Annotated in this window: 11 protein-coding genes and 1 pseudogene; 6 read left to right on the forward strand and 6 right to left on the reverse strand. The window is 71.6% G+C overall.

Annotation, left to right across the window (positions count from 1 at the left end; all coding sequences use genetic code 11):
• Positions 1–4: 4 nt before the first annotated feature.
• The gene (gene fxsA / locus ACFXGI_RS30590; RefSeq protein ID WP_384713563.1) at positions 5–199 is read right to left on the reverse strand and encodes an FxSxx-COOH cyclophane-containing RiPP peptide; all 195 of its coding nucleotides are present in this window, start codon (positions 197–199) and stop codon (positions 5–7) included.
• A gap of 240 nt (positions 200–439) precedes the next feature.
• Here fxsA and ACFXGI_RS30595 point away from each other — a divergent pair, with 240 nt between their 5' ends.
• The 5 genes from ACFXGI_RS30595 to ACFXGI_RS30615 all read left to right on the forward strand — a co-directional run bounded on the left by ACFXGI_RS30595 (position 440) and on the right by ACFXGI_RS30615 (position 9,600).
• Entirely contained in the window at positions 440–1,687 is a 1,248-nt protein-coding gene (locus tag ACFXGI_RS30595; protein ID WP_384713566.1) for an FxsB family cyclophane-forming radical SAM/SPASM peptide maturase, read from the forward strand.
• A complete protein-coding gene (locus tag ACFXGI_RS30600; protein ID WP_384713569.1) occupies positions 1,684–2,874 on the forward strand; it encodes an aKG-HExxH-type peptide beta-hydroxylase in 1,191 nt (396 codons plus the stop codon). Before ACFXGI_RS30595 ends, ACFXGI_RS30600 begins: the two co-directional genes overlap by 4 nt.
• Positions 2,871–3,071 carry a hypothetical protein gene (locus tag ACFXGI_RS30605; protein WP_384713572.1) on the forward strand — a complete coding sequence of 67 codons (201 nt, stop codon included), beginning with the start codon at positions 2,871–2,873 and terminating at the stop codon, positions 3,069–3,071. The genes ACFXGI_RS30600 and ACFXGI_RS30605 overlap by 4 nt, the downstream gene beginning before the upstream one ends.
• A gap of 104 nt (positions 3,072–3,175) precedes the next feature.
• The gene (locus ACFXGI_RS30610; protein ID WP_384713575.1) at positions 3,176–7,849 is read left to right on the forward strand and encodes a HEAT repeat domain-containing protein; all 4,674 of its coding nucleotides are present in this window, start codon (positions 3,176–3,178) and stop codon (positions 7,847–7,849) included.
• A gap of 107 nt (positions 7,850–7,956) precedes the next feature.
• On the forward strand, positions 7,957–9,600 hold the full coding sequence (locus ACFXGI_RS30615; RefSeq protein ID WP_384713578.1) for a serine/threonine-protein kinase: 1,644 nt from the start codon (positions 7,957–7,959) through the stop codon (positions 9,598–9,600).
• Between the two features lie 233 nt (positions 9,601–9,833).
• Here the strand turns inward: ACFXGI_RS30615 and ACFXGI_RS30620 are convergent, their stop codons facing one another.
• From ACFXGI_RS30620 to ACFXGI_RS30640, 5 genes and pseudogenes are all read right to left on the reverse strand, one after another.
• On the reverse strand, positions 9,834–10,922 hold the full coding sequence (locus tag ACFXGI_RS30620; RefSeq protein WP_384713581.1) for a hypothetical protein: 1,089 nt from the start codon (positions 10,920–10,922) through the stop codon (positions 9,834–9,836).
• 348 nt (positions 10,923–11,270) lie between these two features.
• Positions 11,271–11,456, reverse strand: a pseudogene (locus ACFXGI_RS30625) (CorA family divalent cation transporter); the annotation flags it as partial.
• A gap of 470 nt (positions 11,457–11,926) precedes the next feature.
• Complete coding sequence (locus tag ACFXGI_RS30630; protein WP_384713583.1) at positions 11,927–13,120, reverse strand: type II toxin-antitoxin system HipA family toxin; 1,194 nt, start codon at positions 13,118–13,120, stop codon at positions 11,927–11,929.
• A complete protein-coding gene (locus tag ACFXGI_RS30635) occupies positions 13,110–14,759 on the reverse strand; it encodes a DUF262 domain-containing protein (protein ID WP_384713586.1) in 1,650 nt (549 codons plus the stop codon). Before ACFXGI_RS30635 ends, ACFXGI_RS30630 begins: the two co-directional genes overlap by 11 nt.
• Positions 14,760–14,814: 55 nt before the next feature.
• Positions 14,815–15,219, reverse strand: coding sequence for a hypothetical protein (locus tag ACFXGI_RS30640; RefSeq protein WP_384713589.1), 405 nt, complete (start codon positions 15,217–15,219; stop codon positions 14,815–14,817).
• A gap of 690 nt (positions 15,220–15,909) precedes the next feature.
• Here ACFXGI_RS30640 and ACFXGI_RS30645 point away from each other — a divergent pair.
• A complete protein-coding gene (locus tag ACFXGI_RS30645; protein WP_384713592.1) occupies positions 15,910–16,761 on the forward strand; it encodes a Crp/Fnr family transcriptional regulator in 852 nt (283 codons plus the stop codon).
• The last annotated feature ends 94 nt before the right edge of the window (positions 16,762–16,855 follow it).

Below are 16,855 nucleotides of genomic sequence, written 5' to 3' on the forward strand. Positions count from 1 at the left end.
CCGGTCACAGGCTCTCCGTGAACCCGGTGACGAAGGGATCGCCCGCCGTGTCCTGCACCCGGCGCAGAAGAGCGCCCAGTACCGAGTCGGGGAGGGCGGAGACTTCCTCGGGCGAGAGCCCGGCGATGTCCAGGACGACGGACTCCGCATCGGGTCCCGCGGGGGCCGCCGGGACGGCGCCCTCGGCGTCATCGGTCACGATGTCCACTCCCGGAGGTCGCTGCGGACCGGCGAACCGGTGTCCTTCCCAGGGTAGCGCCGCCCCTCGCCCCCGCGGCAACCGCCGAACGCGCCGGAACTGCGCCAACTCCGCCCCCAGTGCCACCCGTTGGCTCGTTCGTGATGTTGACGGTCGGCGCACCCCAACCAAATACTGGACGAACGGAGTGCGCACGTACCGATGCGCGACCGATCGGCGCACGCTTTCGGGGGGGAGCGGATGAGTCGACCGTCACTGCGCCCGGGCCGGCCGCCCTGGCCGGGCGCCGCCGACGTGCTGGCCCGTGAGGCGGCCGGCTGGGTTCCGCGCCCGTTCCACTCCTTCGTCCTCAAGGTGCACAGCCGCTGCGACCTCGCCTGTGACTACTGCTACATGTACCGCTCGCAAGACCAGAGTTGGCGTGAGCAGCCGCGTGCCATGGCGCCGGCCACCGTCACGCGTACGGCCGAGCGGATCGCCGAGCACCTGGCCGCGCACGGACTGACGGAGGCCGGCGTCGTCCTGCACGGCGGTGAACCCCTCCTCGCCGGAGACGAGGCGCTCGCCCGCACCGCCGGGGTGCTGCGCGCCACGGTCGGCGCGGGCGTGCGGCTCCACCTGGCCCTGCAGACCAACGGCGTGCGGCTGACCAGGGAACGGCTCGACCTCTGCGCCGAGTTGGGCATCCGGATCGGGGTGAGCACCGACGGCGGGCGCGCCGCCCACGACCGGCACCGCCGGAGCGCCGACGGCCGCGGCAGCCACGCCCGGGTCCAGGCCGCGCTGGGCCTGCTCGACACCGACCGCTACCGGCCGCTGTTCGCCGCACTGCTGTGCACGATCGACCTGCGCAACGACCCCGTGCGGACGTACGAGGAACTGCTCGTCCACCACCCGCCCGCCGTCGACTTCCTGCTGCCGCTGGGCAATTGGCACACCCCGCCGCCCGGAGTGGATCCCGCCGGACGCCGTACCCCGTACGCGGACTGGCTGTGGTCCGTCTTCGAGCGCTGGTACGACGCCCCGGTGCGCGAGACCGGCGTCCGCCTCCTGGACGACCTCATGGCCCTCCTGCTCGGCGCCGCCCCGCAGACGGAGGCCCTCGGGCTCGCCCCGGTGCGCTACGCGGTGGTGGAGACGGACGGCTCCCTCGCCCAGGACGACACCCTGCGCACCGCGTACCAGGGAGCGGCGCGCACCGGGCTCGACGTGTGGCGCCACTCCCTGGACGAGCTGCTGCCCCATCCCGGGGTCGCGGCCCGACAGTGGGGCGCCGACGGGCTGTGCGCCGCGTGCCGCGCCTGCCCGCTGCACACCGTGTGCGGCGGCGGCCACTACGCGAACCGCTACCGCCACGACACCGGATTCGCCAACCCCAGCGTGTACTGCGCCGACCTCACGGCGCTGATCGGGCGGGTACGAGGACGGCTGGCCGGGGACGTGCGGAGCCTGACCTCCGCCCGGCCGGTGCCGGCGGAGGCGGTATGACCCCGTCGCCGCACCGTCTGCCCGGCGAACTGTTCGACGCGATCGCCGCGGGCGGCGGCGGAGCGGAGGCGATGCGCCTGCTCGCCCGCGCCGAGCACAGCCGGCGTCTCGCCTGCCTGTACGCGATCCGCACCGCCGCCCGGGAGGCCGGCGGTGCGGTCGCCCAGAGGGTGCAGAGCGCCTGGGAGTTGCTGGAGACGGTCCACCGGGCGGACCCCGACGCCGCGAGGGCCGTCCTGACGCACCCGGCGGCGGGTCCCGCGCTCGTCGGCCTGCTCGCCCACCTGACGCGGCGGCCCGGGGGAGCCGATGCCCCCGTGCACCTGCTCACGGCGCTCGCCGCCGCGGCGGCGGTGCGCGCCCGGGTCCCCGCCCGCGCGCGATGGCCGCTGGCGGGGCCGGGCCCCTGGGTGCCACTGCCCTCGCTCGGCCGGGCCCACTTCCCCGGCGCCCGTTCCGGGGACCACGTCGAGCTGCGCGTGGGCAGCGAAGGCCGGGCCTCGATCGCGGTCCCGGACGCCCCGGTCCCGCAGGCTCCGGTGCCGGTGGCGGGCGATCCGTACCGCGGCGGCGGCGGCGACCGCTGGCGGGGGGCGCGGTTGCTGGCCGCCTTCGACACGGGCGCCGCTCTCGCCCTCGACTCCCTCGATCCGCCGTCCTTCCCGGCGGCCGCGGGGCGCGCGGCCCACCCCGACGCCGACGAGGCGCACCGCTGGGCGGCGCGGGCGAAGGCGGCCTGCGCGCTGCTGCGCGCCGACCATCCGCAGGCCTACGCCGAACTGGCCGCCGGGCCCTGGCTCCTGGTGCCCTTGCGCGCCCCGGCCCGGGGCATCGTCAGCGGCAGCAGCGCGGAGACCTTCGGCTCCATGGCGCTGTCGCTGCCGCCGAGCGGCACCGTCCTCGCGGTGACGATGGCGCACGAGATGCAGCACAACAAGTTCGCGGCGCTGCTGCACCTCTTCGACCTGTTCGAGGAGGGACCGCAAGGCCGCCAGGAGCGGTACTACGCGCCGTGGCGTCCCGACCCCCGCCCGCTGCTCGGCCTCTTCCACGGGGCGTACGCGCACCTGGCGGTCGCCCAGTTCTGGGGCAGGCGGGGGAGACGGAACCGGACCCGGCACTGCGGGCCCTCGCGCACACCCGCTTCGCCCGCTGGCGCTCCGGGGCCCGGGAGGCGACGGCCGTGATCCTGGACTCCGGCCGACTCACCCCGCTCGGCCTGCGGTTCGCCGGCCGCATGCTGGACACCCTCGACGGCATGTGCCGCGTCCCCCTGCCGGCGTCGGCGATACGGAGCGCCGAGACGGCGGCACGGGAACACCTGGCGGCATGGCACGACGCGGCGGGAGGCACACCGGCGCCCGCGGCCGGCCGTGCGTCGTGAAGACGGCATACGGGATCGTGCACACGCCGGCGCAGCCACGGATGCGGGGCGCACCGGGAGGATCTCGCTGGTGGGGCGGGGGACGGCCCCGTTAGCATCCGACGATGATCACGCCGGCGGACGAACCGTTCCACGACGCGCTGCGGCGGGCCGACGTCGACCGGCTGGCCGGCCATCCGGACGCGCGGCACTGCCCGCCGGCCGTCTTCCGGCTCCTCGTCCGCCACGACGATCCCCGCCTGCGGTACCTGGGGCTGGTCCTTCTGAACGAGCGCGTCACCTCGGGCCGGCCGGGCGACGAGCAGGAGACGGCCGAGCTCGCGGGGCTGCTGCCGACAGCGGTGGAGGGACCGCCGGAGGCGGCGCTCGTCCTGGCGCGGCTCCATGAACGACTGGGCCCGTATCGCCGCGGGCTCCGCCGGCCGTCATGGCGTACGGCCGAGCTGCCGGTACGGGTGCGGATCGCCTGGCTGCGCGCCGAGCTCCTGAACGAGCCGACGGTGATCCGCAAGGAGCCCGCGGGTGAACTGCTGTACCAGGCCGTGCGGGAACTGACCGTCACCTGTGCGCACCGGCCCGAGCAGCTCGTGAACGAGCTGGTGGACAGCGGTGATCCGGTGCTGCAGGCAGCGGCGCTGCGGCTGGCCCGGCAGGGGCTGCACGCCGGGCTGCTCGCTCCCGCGCGGGTTCGCGGGTACGCGATCAGGCTGCTCGGCGCCGACAGCGCGGACCTCGCCGCCGCCGTACTGGGTGAACTCGCCGAACCGTGGGCCGCGTCGGAACCCCTGCCGCCGGGGCGTCTCTCTCCCTTCCTCACCGCCGATGCGGTGACCACAAGGCCCGAGGTGGCCGATGCCGCCATCGCGGCTGCCGCCCGTCACGGGCACCGCGGCCTGCTGCGCCAGGTCGTCGACGGTCCGGATCTGCCGCCGCGTCTTCGCCGGCGCGGGATGGAACTGCTCGGTGACCTGGCGGACCGCGGTGACATCGGCGCATTGACGGCCGTCGCCGCACGGGACCCTCTGCTGTTCGGCGGGCCGGCGGTGGCCTGCCTGCGCGGGCTCCACCGGCGCGGGCACTTCCCCGACGCACCACACGTCCCGGCCCTCATCGGCCTGGCGCTGGCCGATCACTCGATCCCGCCCCACGAGATCGCCACGATCCTTTTCACCTGCCGGCAGGCGATGTTCCGCGTACTGCTCGATGCGGACGCCGACGATCCGAGCTGGCCGCGGCGGCTCGCTCTGCTGGTCGCCCTCGCCGGGCAGGGGACGGGGGAGCTGCCGATCGGCGACGCGATCACACGGGCTCTTCCCTCGGCCCCCGCGCCGGGGCCGTTCCTCGACGCGATCCGCGCATTGCGCCACGTGGAGGCCGAAGACGCCGTGATCGCTCTCCTGCCGTCCGCCCCCGCAGCGGCCCTGGAGGCACTGGAGGCCATCGGAGGACACCGGACCACGGCGGCGTTGAGGGAGGGGCTCGGTCTCGCCGGGGCAGAGAGCGTGGGCGTGATCGCGCCGCATCTGCGCGCGGTGCGCAGCCGCGCCCTCGAGGTGCTGTGGCATCTGACCGACGATCCGTCACGGCGGCGTGCCCTCCTCGTCCGTCTCGATCCCGCCGATCTGCCGGCCCGCATCGCGACGGATCTCGGTGGCCCGGACGAGCGGGAACTGGCCCTCCTGAGTTCCCACCTGGACCCGGACGAACCGGCGGCGGCACTGTGCAGACTGGCCGCGCACGGCAGCGCCGGCACGGTGCCGGCCATCACGGACCTGCTCCTGCGCGTCGTGGCCGAGCTGGCGCAGGCCCGGGAGACGGGCGGAGCCTCCCCGCGACGCGCCGGCGGCCGGCCGGCCGGGGAGCCCGTCGTACCCCAGGAGATCCTGGACGCCCTCCAGGGCCTGGGCCGCCGCCTCCACGAGCGGGGACGGATCAGGCCGTCCTGCCTGCTCGACGCGGCGACCGCCCCGGAGGCGGGCCACGCACTGGTCGCGACCGTGGCCCTGGATCTGCTGGACCGGCCCGGACTGTCGGGCGCCGAGCAGACGATCCTGCTCGAGCTCCTGCTCCGAGCCCCCTACGCGGGTACCCGCGCGCGGGCGCACCGCCTGCTGCGCCACCGCGACCGGCACGTGCGCAAGCACGTGATCGCGTTGCTCGCCCGCGACGCCACCGGGGACGACGCGCAGGCGCTGTCGGCGACGTTGATCGCGCTGACCGCCGCCCAGGACGTCCAGACGGTCCGGCAGGCGCTGCTCGCACTCGGCCACGCGCGGGCCCGCTGGGCCTCCACCGCGATCGCCGCATGTCTCGACCATCCGAACATGAACATCAAGAAGACCGCCGCCGAGGTGCTGGTCCGAGTGGGCACGCCCGCAGTGGTACCGGCACTGCTCCGCCGGCTCGGGAGCCACGACAACCCGGGCCTGCGGGGTTCGCTCATCGAGGCGCTGCGCGCCGTCCTCGGCGACGCGTACCAGGCGACCGTCCTCGCCGCCGCCGAACACGGCGAGGACGGCCGGGCCCGCGAACTGCTGCTGTCGGGCCTCGACCGCACGCTGGCGGCGCGCTCGGTCCTCGCACTGGACGACCAGGCGTCGCGGGTCGCACCGACCCTGCTCGCCCTGGTGGCGGCCGGCCGGGTCGGCCTCGCCTCCGGGACGGTCGAGGAGCTGGCGCCGGCCATGGCCCGGCACGGGATCACCCCGCCGACCGCGCCGGAGCCGGCGCCGGACTTCGGAGCGGACCCGGACGTCAGGTCGCTGACGGTGCGGGGCTGGAACCCGTCGGTCGCGCTGCGCGTGGCCGAACGGCACGAGCGGACGCACCCCGCCCGGCTGCGGGTGCTGCGGCCCATGCTGGCGGACTGGCTCCGCCTGGCCGGCTCCGAACCCGCCGTACGAGGCCGCGTACTGCGCCTCGTCCTGCGGCTCTGCCCCGCACCGTGGACGACCGGGGAGCTGACGGCCTTCGCCCGGTCCAACGCGGTCCTGCTAGACGGGCTCGCCGGCCTCGACGTGCTCGACGAGGCCTCGGCGGCAGAGCGGCACGACCTCATCGCGGTACTCGCAGCGGCTGCGCCTGCCGTCCCGGAGGCTCTGAAGCCGGCTGTCGCCGAGGCGGTACGCGCGCTGCCCCCCCCCGCCCCCGGGAGCGGGTCCGTACCGACGCTGCTCCGCGGCCTCGGCGCGGTGCCGGTCCGCGCCGACCTCGAGCGGGCGCTCGCTTCGGCCCGGCTGGGCGCCGACCCCTGGCAGGCCGAGACCGCCGTACTGCGGGAGGCGTTCGGCGCCCCGCGACCCCCTGCCGCCACCCGGGCGGCCGATGCCGGGGCCGATGCCGGAGCCGCGGCCGACGCGTGGCGAGCCGCGCTGGAGGCGGCCGTGCGCGCGCCGAGCGCCCCGGAGCGGCTGCGCCGACTCCGTATGACCCACGAGGGCGTTCCGGGCTCCCGGGAGCGCCTGAGCGCACTGATCGACGTATACACCTCGGCCGGCCCCGAGGTCCGCCCCGCCCTCGTCGACTGGATGACGGACATCCAGCCGCTCGACGCACCACCCTGGACCATCGCCGAGGCCGCGCACGCGACGGCGCACGCGACGGCGCCGCGACCGCGGGCGGTGCGCGCCGACGACCTCGACCAGCCCCGTTCGACCGCACTGCGGGAGCGCCTGCTGGCCATGCTGCGGGCATCCGCGCCGGATCACCGCCGCACCGCGGCCCTGGCCCTCCTGGAGTGGCCCGAGCCCGAGACCGGGCTGGCCGTGCTCCGAGCGTTTCTGCACGGCCGCATCGACATACCCGTCGGCGCCGACCTGGCCCGCACGCTGAACGCCATCGGCGAGGCGGAACTCCGCGCGGACGGCGTCCTGCACGACAGGGTCGCCCTCGTGGCGAGCAGGCTCGACCCGTGGGACCTGGAACCGCTGGTCCCCCTCCTGCTCGACTGGTGGGAGCACGACCCGCCGTCCAGCAGCTCCGCAGCCGGGCGGGCGCTGCGCCAAGTCCCCCCCGACGCGCTGGCGGAGCACCTCGGCGGCCGGCTCGACGCCGGCGCCTGGGGGTTCCTCGACCTGCTCCGCGGTCGTCCCCTGCTGTGCACCCCCGCGCTGACGCGGACCTGCCGGCGGCTGCGTGCCGAAGGACGCGACGACCTCGCCGACGGACTGCTCCTCGTCGACGGTCCGCTGCGCCGCCCGGACGCCGCACGGCAGGACGCCGCCGCGCTGGCGGCGCTCCGTGACCGCGCCCCGGCCGCGTCGACGGAAGCGTCACGACCCCCGTCCCGGCGCCAACTGCTGGACCAGGCCCGTACCGGCGACCCGACGCGGATACGCCGGGCACTCGCGCGACTGGCCGAGGGACACGGCGGCCCTGAACCCGACCAGGACCCCGGCCTGCGCGACCTGATCGGTGAGCTGCTGCGCCACCCCAGGCCCAGCGTCCGCCTCCACGCCCACCGGACCTCGCGGGCCATGCTGGACCGGCACACCCATCTGCACCACACGTCGATCTTGCTGGACGATCCGCAGCCGGACCTGGTGCGCACGGCGATCCGGACCCTCTCCCACGCGAGTTGGGCACCCGCGGTCCCCGCCCTGACCGGGCTGCTGGAACACCCCCACCCCACCGTCCGCAAGGCCGCGGCCGAGGGGCTCACCGCCATGGGACCCTCCTCGATCCCCGCGCTCAGACACGCCGCCGCCCACGCCCGCCCCGACAGACGCTCCCTGTACACCGACCTCCTCGAACAAATCACGACCGCCGACCCCGAGTAGCGCCCTCCCGCGCCGGCGGCCGGGCCGCTTTCCCCGGACGATCATGCCTTTACGCTTGGGTCCCGTCAGGCCGTCGACGGACGGCCGGTGAGGAAACGGAGCGTGCGGTGCCGGTGCCATCAGGGCAAGCGAAGGGCGGCTACCTGGTCGGCAAGGTACTCGGGGGGCGCTACCGGGTGACCGAGTTGGTCGGCCGCGGTGGCATGGGAGTGGTCGCGCGGGCGGTCGACGAGGCGCTGGGCCGGGAGGTCGCCGTCAAGGTGCTGCGGGTCTACACCGACGCGAGCCCCGCCGAACTGGCCGACATGCGCAGCCGGATGCAGCGCGAGGCGCAGGCCGCCGCGCGCATCCGGCACGGCGGCGTGGTCACGGTGTACGACGTGACCGAGGAGCAGGGGCTGCCGGTCATCGTGATGGAGCTCGTCGACGGGCCCTCGCTCGACGAGGTGCTGACCGAGCGCGGCGCACTGGACCCGTACGAGGCCGCCGCGATCGGCGCGAAGCTGATGGGCGCGCTCAACGCCGCGCACAGGGCCGGCATCCTGCACCGGGACGTGAAGCCGGGCAACGTGCTGGTGGAGCGGGGCGGCCGGGTCGTGCTGACCGACTTCGGCATCGCCACCATGCATGCTTCCGGCGACGAGGAGATGGCGAAGCTGACCCGCAGCGGCCAGCTCGTCGGCTCGCTCGACTACCTGCCGCCGGAGCGCGCGCAGGGCAGGGAGCCCGGCCCGGCCTCGGACATCTGGTCGCTCGGGATGACCCTGTACGCGGCGGTGGAGGGCGTCTCGCCGTTCCGCCGCACCTCCGTGTGGTCCACGCTGGCCGCGATCGTCGCCGAACCGCTGCCCGCGCCCCGGCGGGCGGGACCGCTCGGGCCCGTGCTGCTGGCGCTGATGGCGAAGGAGCCGGAGCGCCGGCCCACCGCCGACCAGGCCCGCGCGCTGCTGGAGGCGGTGGCGGCCGGCGCGGCGGCCCCTGCGGCGGCCCCCGCGGCGCAGTCTCCGGCAGCGCCGCCCGCGGCTCAGGCTCCGGCCCCGCAGGCTCCTGCGGCGGCGGCCCCCACCGTCCCGCCGACCCCGATCGGGCCGACCCCGACCGCTCCGTCCGTGCAGGCGCCGTCCGTGCTCGCGCCGTCCGTGCTCGCGCCCGCCGCCCCGGCTCCCGGCTTCGGACCCCCGCCTCCGTTCGGCGGTGAATCGTTCCCGCACCCCCACGCACCGGCCTACCCGCCGGCTCAACCGCTCACGGCCGCGCGGGCCGGCTCGGCCGCCGCGGACCGGGCCGGGCGGCGCGGCCGCGTCGCTCTGGCCGCCGCGGCCGTCGCCGTACTCGCCGCCGGCGGTGTCACCTACGCCGTGACCTCGGGCGGCGAAGCCCGGGTGCGGGCCGCTGCCCCGACGCCGCCGTCCGAGGGACAGCGGGGCGCGGCCTCGCCTTCCACGGGGTCCTCGCCCGCCCCGGCGCAGCCGAGCCCCGTACCGACGGGCTGCGCCGGCTGGACCCACAGCGACCCGAAGCCGGGCTCCTACGGCTACATCTCCGGCGACCACCACTTGCTGACCGCGCCGTACCAGCCGTGCCCCGCCGGCGCCCTGGTCAAGAACGGCACGAAGCTCTGGTACGAGTGCTACGTCGTCAACTCGTACGGAAACCAGTGGACGTTCGTGCGCGTGGACGGAACGAACACGACCGGCTGGCTGTACAACCGCGACCTCACCCGCCAGAAGGGCTCGTCCCCACCCTGCTGACTCCCGCACCTCTCCCCACACCGCGGGTACGGCGTCCCGAGCCCGATCCAGGCATCGCGGCGGGCTGCGCTACGCAGTGGAAGCGAGTCGGAGCAGCGGTGGCGTTCGCTTTCGTAGGCGAAGCCCACTCCGAGGGCGCGCCGGCCCAGTTCCGGCGCGGCAGCGGAGGTGTGCACCAGAAGGTGACCTGCCGTCCGCGAGGTGCTGGGACGGGCTCCGATCGCCGGCGATGGTCACCCCTTCGGAAGAGTGGAGCCGGTCGATGTCCACACGCCTGCCACCGGCCGGAACGGAAGGTGGAGCGGAGGGACACGCCCCTGGTCATGGCGTACCGGGCGGTTGGGGTGGGGCTTTGCCGTACCGGTGCCGGGAAGGGCCTGCACGCGTCCGACGGCGTTGCCGAAGAGTTCGGTGAACCACAGATTGTGGTCGGGGCCGACCGTGATCTGGAAGGGCAGCCTGTTCGCTCCGTCCGGCACGGGAAACTCGGTGATCTTTCCGGATGGCGTGGCCCGCCCGATCCGGCCGGACTGCTCGGCGAACCAGAGGTGTCCGTCCGGGCCCTTGGTGATCCCGTCCGGGCCGCCGTCCGGAGTCGGCAGCGGGAACTCTCTGATCTGCCCTGCGAAGGTGATCCGCCCGATCGCGTTGGCCCCGGGCGCGGTGAACCACATCCCACCGGGACCGGCGGTGATCCCGAAGGGGAAGTCGAAGTCGCTCGGCAGCGGGAACTCGGTGATGCGGCCGGACAGGCCGATCCGCCCGATCTTTCCGCTGATCTCCTCGGTGAACCACAGGTTGCCGTCCTGTCCGGCGGCGATGTGGTACGGGAAGCTGTCCGCCGTGGGCACCGGGTACTCGGTCACCCTGCCCCTGGTGGTGATCCGCCCGATCTTGTTGCCGCTGCCTTCGGTGAACCACAGAGCGCCGTCACGCCCCAGCGCGATCCCGGTCGGGAAGCTGTTCGCCGTCGGCAGCGGGAACTCGGTGATGTTCCCGCTGGTGGTGATCCGCCCGATCTTGTTGCCGGTGCCTTCGGTGAACCACAGCGCTCGGTCGGGGCCCGTCGTGATATCGAACGGAAAACTGTTGCCGGTCGGAATGGGGAAGTCGGTGACGGACCCGCCGGTCGTCATCCGCCCGATCTTGTTGGAGTTCGACTCTGCGAACCACAGGGCCCGGTCGGGCCCTGTGGTGATCCCGGCGGGGAAGGTGTCGGCGGCGGTGGTGATCGGGTACTCGGTCACGTCCCCCACATCGGCGCGGGCGGGGCTGGTCACCAGGGTGACGCCGACCAGGCCGCCGAGGAGCGCGGCAATCAACCGGCGAGGACGCCACCGGGGCGGCAGGCTGTGGGACATCGACGCAAGGCCCTCTCGGTGGACACGAACCGACATGGGGGGATTCTGGCGAATTACTCGGATTCAGGCCAGGACGTGCCCAGTGTCCCGCGAGCCGCCTGGGCCAATTGACTGACCGGCCGTCACGGGAGTCTCTGGTGCGCTCGCGTATCCAACCGTCACAAGTAGGGCTTGGCCGGGTTGGTGCCGGTGTGGGCACGTCGCGGCGACAGGGAGGACGAGTGCAGGCCCAAACCGCGAGGGGCGGTACGCCGTGCTCGATGCGCCGGCGGTGCTGTGCCGGCCGCACGACACCGACCGCAGCTGGGTCTAGAGCCAGTCCCGGCGTTTGAAAATCAGGTACAGACTGAGGCAAACCGCCGCCATGAGGGCCACGGCGAAGGGGTACCCCGCCGCCCAGTGCAATTCCGGCATGACCTCGAAGTTCATGCCGTAGATCGCGCCCACCAGTGTGGGGGCGAAGAGGATGGCGGCCCACGAGGAGATCTTCTTGAAGTCGTCACCCTCACAGCGCTGACCTGCGGGAATCGCCCGAACGGACGGTCCGACCTGCGACGATCGGCCTTTCCGACCCTTTCACCGTGCTGCCCGTTTGTACGGCCGATCCTCCCCAGCCGCTCCCCAACGGGCCTCCGTTCTCCCCAGATTCTCCCCAGTCGCGGCTTCCTCCGAAGGTAAGTTGCCGGTGGTGGGGAGCCCGATCCAGGCAGCGGGTCGGCTGCGCGACGTAGTGGATGCGCGGTGTTCGGGCGCTGACCGTTGTCGCAGGCAGGTCCTGTCGTACGGAACTCCAGGAGCCCCCGAGGAGCTGGAGATCGGATTGATTGACACCGATGGGCTACACGAACTCGCCTACGTCTACACCTAACAGGCCCCAGTAACACAGTGCCCGACGGGCGGTGGCAACAAGGCCTGGAACAAGGGCATCGACCTTCGGCGCCGCTCGGCTTCATAGTTCATCCATGTCAGGGGCGCATCAGGGGCAGCACCGCAAGGCGTTCGTCGATTGCCTCGCTGACCATGCCAGGAACGGGGCAATCCCGCTTGACTTGAGGCCAGGCGGTGGCCAGGGCTTCGATGGTTTCCTGTACCGTCGAGGCGATCTGTTCCGCGGGAAGCCTGAGTGACTGCGACATGGCGCGAAAGCTGTCGAGTGTAATGAGGTCGGAACTTGTGGTTCCGCCCAAGGGGAAGGCCAGCTTCTGATCAGCCCTCGGGTATGCGGCGATGCAGACCAGGTCGTATGCCGGTGAGAGCCGGGCCTGCCTGCCGCCTGGGTATCGCAATGTCCAGTTCTTTAGGTGTGCGTCCGCATTGCCCATTGCAATCATGGCGACGAGCCGCCGCACATACTCGACGACGTCCTCGGTCGGGCAGACTGCGCTGACGACACGGCCGAGTCCCTCGTAATTGGCCCGGTCGTACTTGGAGTCGGTGGCTACCTCGCGCACCTGCGCGAAGTCTTCCTGATGGACTCGGCCCTCGCCTGTCCGATCGAAGCGGCGAACTGCGAGCACGGGCTCCGAGGGATCGGCCAACCCATCGGGCAGATTGTTGACCTTTGAGCCGGGCACAAGGGAAGCCTCAGGCACATCAATGCCTGACAGAGCCGCCCAGTGCAGCATGGCGAATTCATTGGCAGGGACGGACGGGAAGCGCTCGTCAGGGAGTTTCACGATCCAGTCTCCGCCACTACCGGTAGTGGGAAGCACTAGGGCCTTGCCCTCGAAACGCATCGAGAACTTGGGCTGCACGCCGGCCAGCGAGAAGCGCAGCGCATGGTCATGGCTGCACCTCTCGGGCTGATCGTGTTCGGGGAGGCCGTCTAGCGGCGTGTCCGGCACTACGCGTACCGCTCCGGGCAGATCCTCGCCGAAATGGTTCAGCAGTACGAAGTCGTGAATTCGCTGCTTCCCCAGCTCGGTGGCCACCAGCCGACGGAGCCCGCTGCCCTGTTCTGGGAGCAGGTTCGCGAACCATTCCGGCACGCTGCCACTCGCTGTCCGGCGTTTGCGTGGATCGCGTTCGAAGCCTTGTCCGAAGACCGGGTGAACGGCTGTCAGGTCCGTGTACTCGAACCACGTGTTGCCCTTGTGGTAGCCCAGCACGCCGATGCGGCGGTCTCCCAGGAAGACCGTTGCGGTCACATCACGCTGCATCAGTGGTGTCTCCCCACAGGTTCTCGTCGAACAGGGCCTCGGCCGCGGGCCCGTCGGAAAATCCGAACAGGGCCATGCGCTGCACGTGATCGGAGATGATCCCGACGGTGATCGCTGCGCGGCGTGCCAGGAACCCGTCGACATCTTCCAAGTCGAGCAGTTCTGCACACCGTTCGTCCATGCAATGCGACCGAAGGACTGATTCGTCCCAAGCCTCGGAGAGGAAGTCGAACCCCGTCTTGTTCGCCGGATGCAGCAGCTTGCCTGCCATGGTCCGGTCACCGGATACGAGGGACTGCAGTGGTGAGCCCCCGCTATTGAGCATGTCCGTCAGCAGGCGGGAGTCGTCGAGCCGAGTGCCCACTGGGTAGTGGTTGCCGTCGGAATCTACGGCCTGCGCCAGGAGGACAGGATGAGCTGACAGGAGACCAAGTACGTTGATCTTCGCCTGGGCTCTGTTCAGGGCTGTCTGCGTCAGATCCGGTTTCCAGAGCTCTCCACCTACCGGCAGTAGTTTCAGTATCCGCGTGGCACTGGCGACAGGGTCGTCATGGACAGCGCTGGCGTTGCGCCGCAAGGCCACAGTGTTCCCCTGCGGGGCCGCGCCGACCACGGCGCCCCGCCAGACCCATCTGCGCAAGAGCTCTCCGCCTCGTCCGTCCGGGCGCCCGAACAGGGCGGCGTAGCGGGTGAGCACGGGCACGTAGAGGGCGTAGGGGAGTAGGCGCAGGTGCGGAATTCCGGCCTCGTTGCGCAGCCAGTCGACCACAAGGCGCAGAGCCTTCTCGGTCCAGCCGAAGGCCTGCTGCCGGTCCTCGTCGTCCTTGAACTCCTGCCGGAAGTCCCGGTCCACCTGCCCTCCACGCACTGCCATGACACTTTGCATGAGCATCTGGGGGCTGAAGTCTCCGAAGTCGAGGGCTGTGACGCGATCACGCAGTGCGTCGAGGTCGGACGGCTGCACGTCGAGTGGAGTGGAATGTAGCGCCTGGAAGATCTCGGCTCTCTTCAGGGTTTTGCCGAAGGTGTTCATCCGGTCGAAGATCTCTCGCAGCGCCTGCTCGTCGTCACCTTCGATCTCATACATGGGGATCTCGTACGTACGGATGGCAGTGGCCACTGAATCGCAGAGGTCGTACTCCTCGCTGGTTAGCCACGGCCGTTCACGCTGCCAGGCGATTAGTCGCCGGTTGTCGCCGGCGACCCAGACCGGGAGCCAGTGATCACGCGGGTTCTGGGAGTGCGGCGCCGACAGGAACCGCTTGCGGGCGTCGCTCTCCCGCAGGTCGTAGAAGATCCGGAACCGACGGTCCACCGTATGTTCGGATGCCGTGAGCGCTCCGATGAGCGTGGTCAGCCGCTGCTGTCCATCGACCACCCACAACGCGTCGGATCGTTCGGGGGCGTCGAACCGGAGCTCCCCCAAGGTGATCTCGGCGGCGGGGGCGGGCTTGCGCCACATCAGCAGGTTGCCGATGGGGTAGCCGCGCAGGATGCTGTCGAAGAGTCGTTCGGAGTCGGAGGCCTCCCAGCGGTACGAACGCTGGAAGCGCGGGATTCGGATGCGCCCGCTCTGGGCCCATTCGACCAGCTCCAGCGGAGCTACGCGACCGACCTTCGGCTTGGTTACGCCTGACATGATCCACCTCCGGTAGTCGTGACATCGTAGGTCCGGGGAACCGCGCTGCGCGTGCTCATCGCAGGTCCCTCAACAGGATGCCGTCCTCGGTGGTGAAGGCTGTCCAGCCGTTCTGGGAGTTGCCTGCGAGTGCAGTCGCCGCGCCCGAGGGGGTGCCGTGCACGGAACCGTCCTCGAGCTGGAGCGCCCCGCTCGCGAGCACTTCCACGTAGTGCACCTGGTTGAGGTTGCGCCGCCGCCAGACCAGCCGCTGCCCGGGGCGAAGTCGCCGGTCCGTCAGAAGAGGGCGAAGCGCGGCCTCTGGTGATGGGGACTCCGTGGTTGTGCTCCCGGATTGCGTCGCTCTCTCTGGGAGGCCGAGGACCCGGCGCAGGGTGCTGTTCGGAGTGTCGACGAAGGGCTTCGCCCGGTTCTGCAGCTCTTCGTAGACCTCGTCGTCCACCCGGATCGTGGGGCTCATTGCCACTTTACCTTTCCCCTGGCGAGACTGTGACAGTGGAAAGCTAGCAAGGCTGGAATCGCGCGCACAGCAGATTCGGGTGGTTGTCTGTCGGCGAAAGCCCGCTGGGAGGTGGATGGATACCGGGGATCCGTTCCGATTAGCGGGGCCCGGTACGGGTCTCCGACCAGGTGTTCACCTTCCTCCTCGCTACCTCAGAGAACATAGCGACCACTTGCATGTGGGCCGTCAATGAACTCGCGACCGACTCGGACCTCGACGGGCAGGTCTGTGGTGAGGTCGACCGTATCCTCGGCGGCCGGCCGGATACTGTCGAACGTCCGTCTGACCTGCACCTCATCGGACGGGTGGTGAGCGAGGCGCGCTGCGTTTGCACGCGGTGTCGATGCTCGCGGGCCAGGTCTCCCATCCGGGACGTGTCCGTACTCCACGCGGCGCACAAGTCCCGTACTCCCCATATGCACTGCACCGAGATCCCAGGCTGTTCCCGGACCCAACCGCCCCGACCCGGGCCGGAGGTCACCGGAGGGCGCCCAGTCCATCTCCCGCCACGTCTGCCCGCCGTTCGGCGCTCGCGAGACTGTCCCACATGTGTGCAGGGCATGCTGCGAACCGATATCTGTCGCCGTTTCTCTGCTGTGTTCGGCCACCATCGCCGACGTAGTGGCGAAAGCTTCGCGTCCTCTTCGGGTGCTTGGCCGAATCGCCAAAGGCTACGACGAGCCACTGCCCATCTTCACCAAGGGCAGGGGCCAGCGCTCGCGGCTAGGCAGCGAGCTGCGCCGGACCGCCACGATCGCTTTCGGCCAACGTCCCCTGATCGTCGATGCCGCCTGCAACATCGGCGTACAACTCGTGGGTCCGATGTGCACCAGTGCGGGCGTGATGGGAAGGCGACGCGTGCTGTCCGATGAAGTCTGGCGTGACCTGCGCAGTCAAGGCGTGACCAGGATGTACTCCGAGCGCAGCGTGATGCTGCGGCAGGGATCCCCGGGGACGCACCTCCTCGCTCTCACCTCCGGGTTGGCCAAGGTGGTTTGCCGGGAACCGAATGGCGCCAGGACGTGGCTCGCGTTTCGAGGGCCGGGGGACCTCCTCGGGGAAGTCTCGGTCTTCAACGGGACCTCGCGGACGGCGGACGTCGTTGCCCTGACGCCTTGCGCTGCAGTCGTTCTGGACGCACAGCGCTTCGTCCAGTTCGTCGAGGAGCGCGGACTGGTCATGCATCTGATGCGCCAGGCGCTCGCCAGGATGCGCGAGTCCGACATCCACCGAGCCGAACTGCAGACCTTGCCCTTGGTCGTGCGACTGGCGCGAACGCTGCTGAGGCTGGCCGTGCTCACTGATCAGATGCCCGGGAGCAGCCCCGTCCGGCTGACGGGGTTGAACCAGGAAGAGGTCGCGCAGGCGATCGGCGTGACACGCAATGCGGTCATCAGCGGGTTGGGGCAGCTGCGGGCCGCCGGGTTGGTCGAAACGGCGCGGCGGGTGATCGTCATCAGCGACGTGGAAGCCCTGCAGCGCTGGGCGACGGCCCACTAAGAGGTCCTAACAGAAGCTGTTGATCATGTGACTTTCGGTCCGGGTGGTCGTTGGTCTGGGCGTGGGGAAACGTCAGTCGCGGCCATGGATCGTG

Origin of the sequence: Streptomyces sp. NPDC059355 (assembly GCF_042752335.1) — a bacterium.
GTDB lineage: Bacteria > Actinomycetota > Actinomycetes > Streptomycetales > Streptomycetaceae > Streptomyces.

What these genes read in the sequence shown, in the direction of transcription:
- ACFXGI_RS30630 (WP_384713583.1), bottom strand. Translation starts at nt 13,120, where the DNA reads ATGCAGCGTGATGTGACCGCAACGGTCTTCCTGGGAGACCGCCGCATC.
- ACFXGI_RS30595 (WP_384713566.1), top strand. Translation starts at nt 440, where the DNA reads ATGAGTCGACCGTCACTGCGCCCGGGCCGGCCGCCCTGGCCGGGCGCC.
- ACFXGI_RS30600 (WP_384713569.1), top strand. Translation starts at nt 1,684, where the DNA reads ATGACCCCGTCGCCGCACCGTCTGCCCGGCGAACTGTTCGACGCGATC.
- ACFXGI_RS30610 (WP_384713575.1), top strand. Translation starts at nt 3,176, where the DNA reads ATGATCACGCCGGCGGACGAACCGTTCCACGACGCGCTGCGGCGGGCC.
- ACFXGI_RS30635 (WP_384713586.1), bottom strand. Translation starts at nt 14,759, where the DNA reads ATGTCAGGCGTAACCAAGCCGAAGGTCGGTCGCGTAGCTCCGCTGGAG.
- ACFXGI_RS30640 (WP_384713589.1), bottom strand. Translation starts at nt 15,219, where the DNA reads ATGAGCCCCACGATCCGGGTGGACGACGAGGTCTACGAAGAGCTGCAG.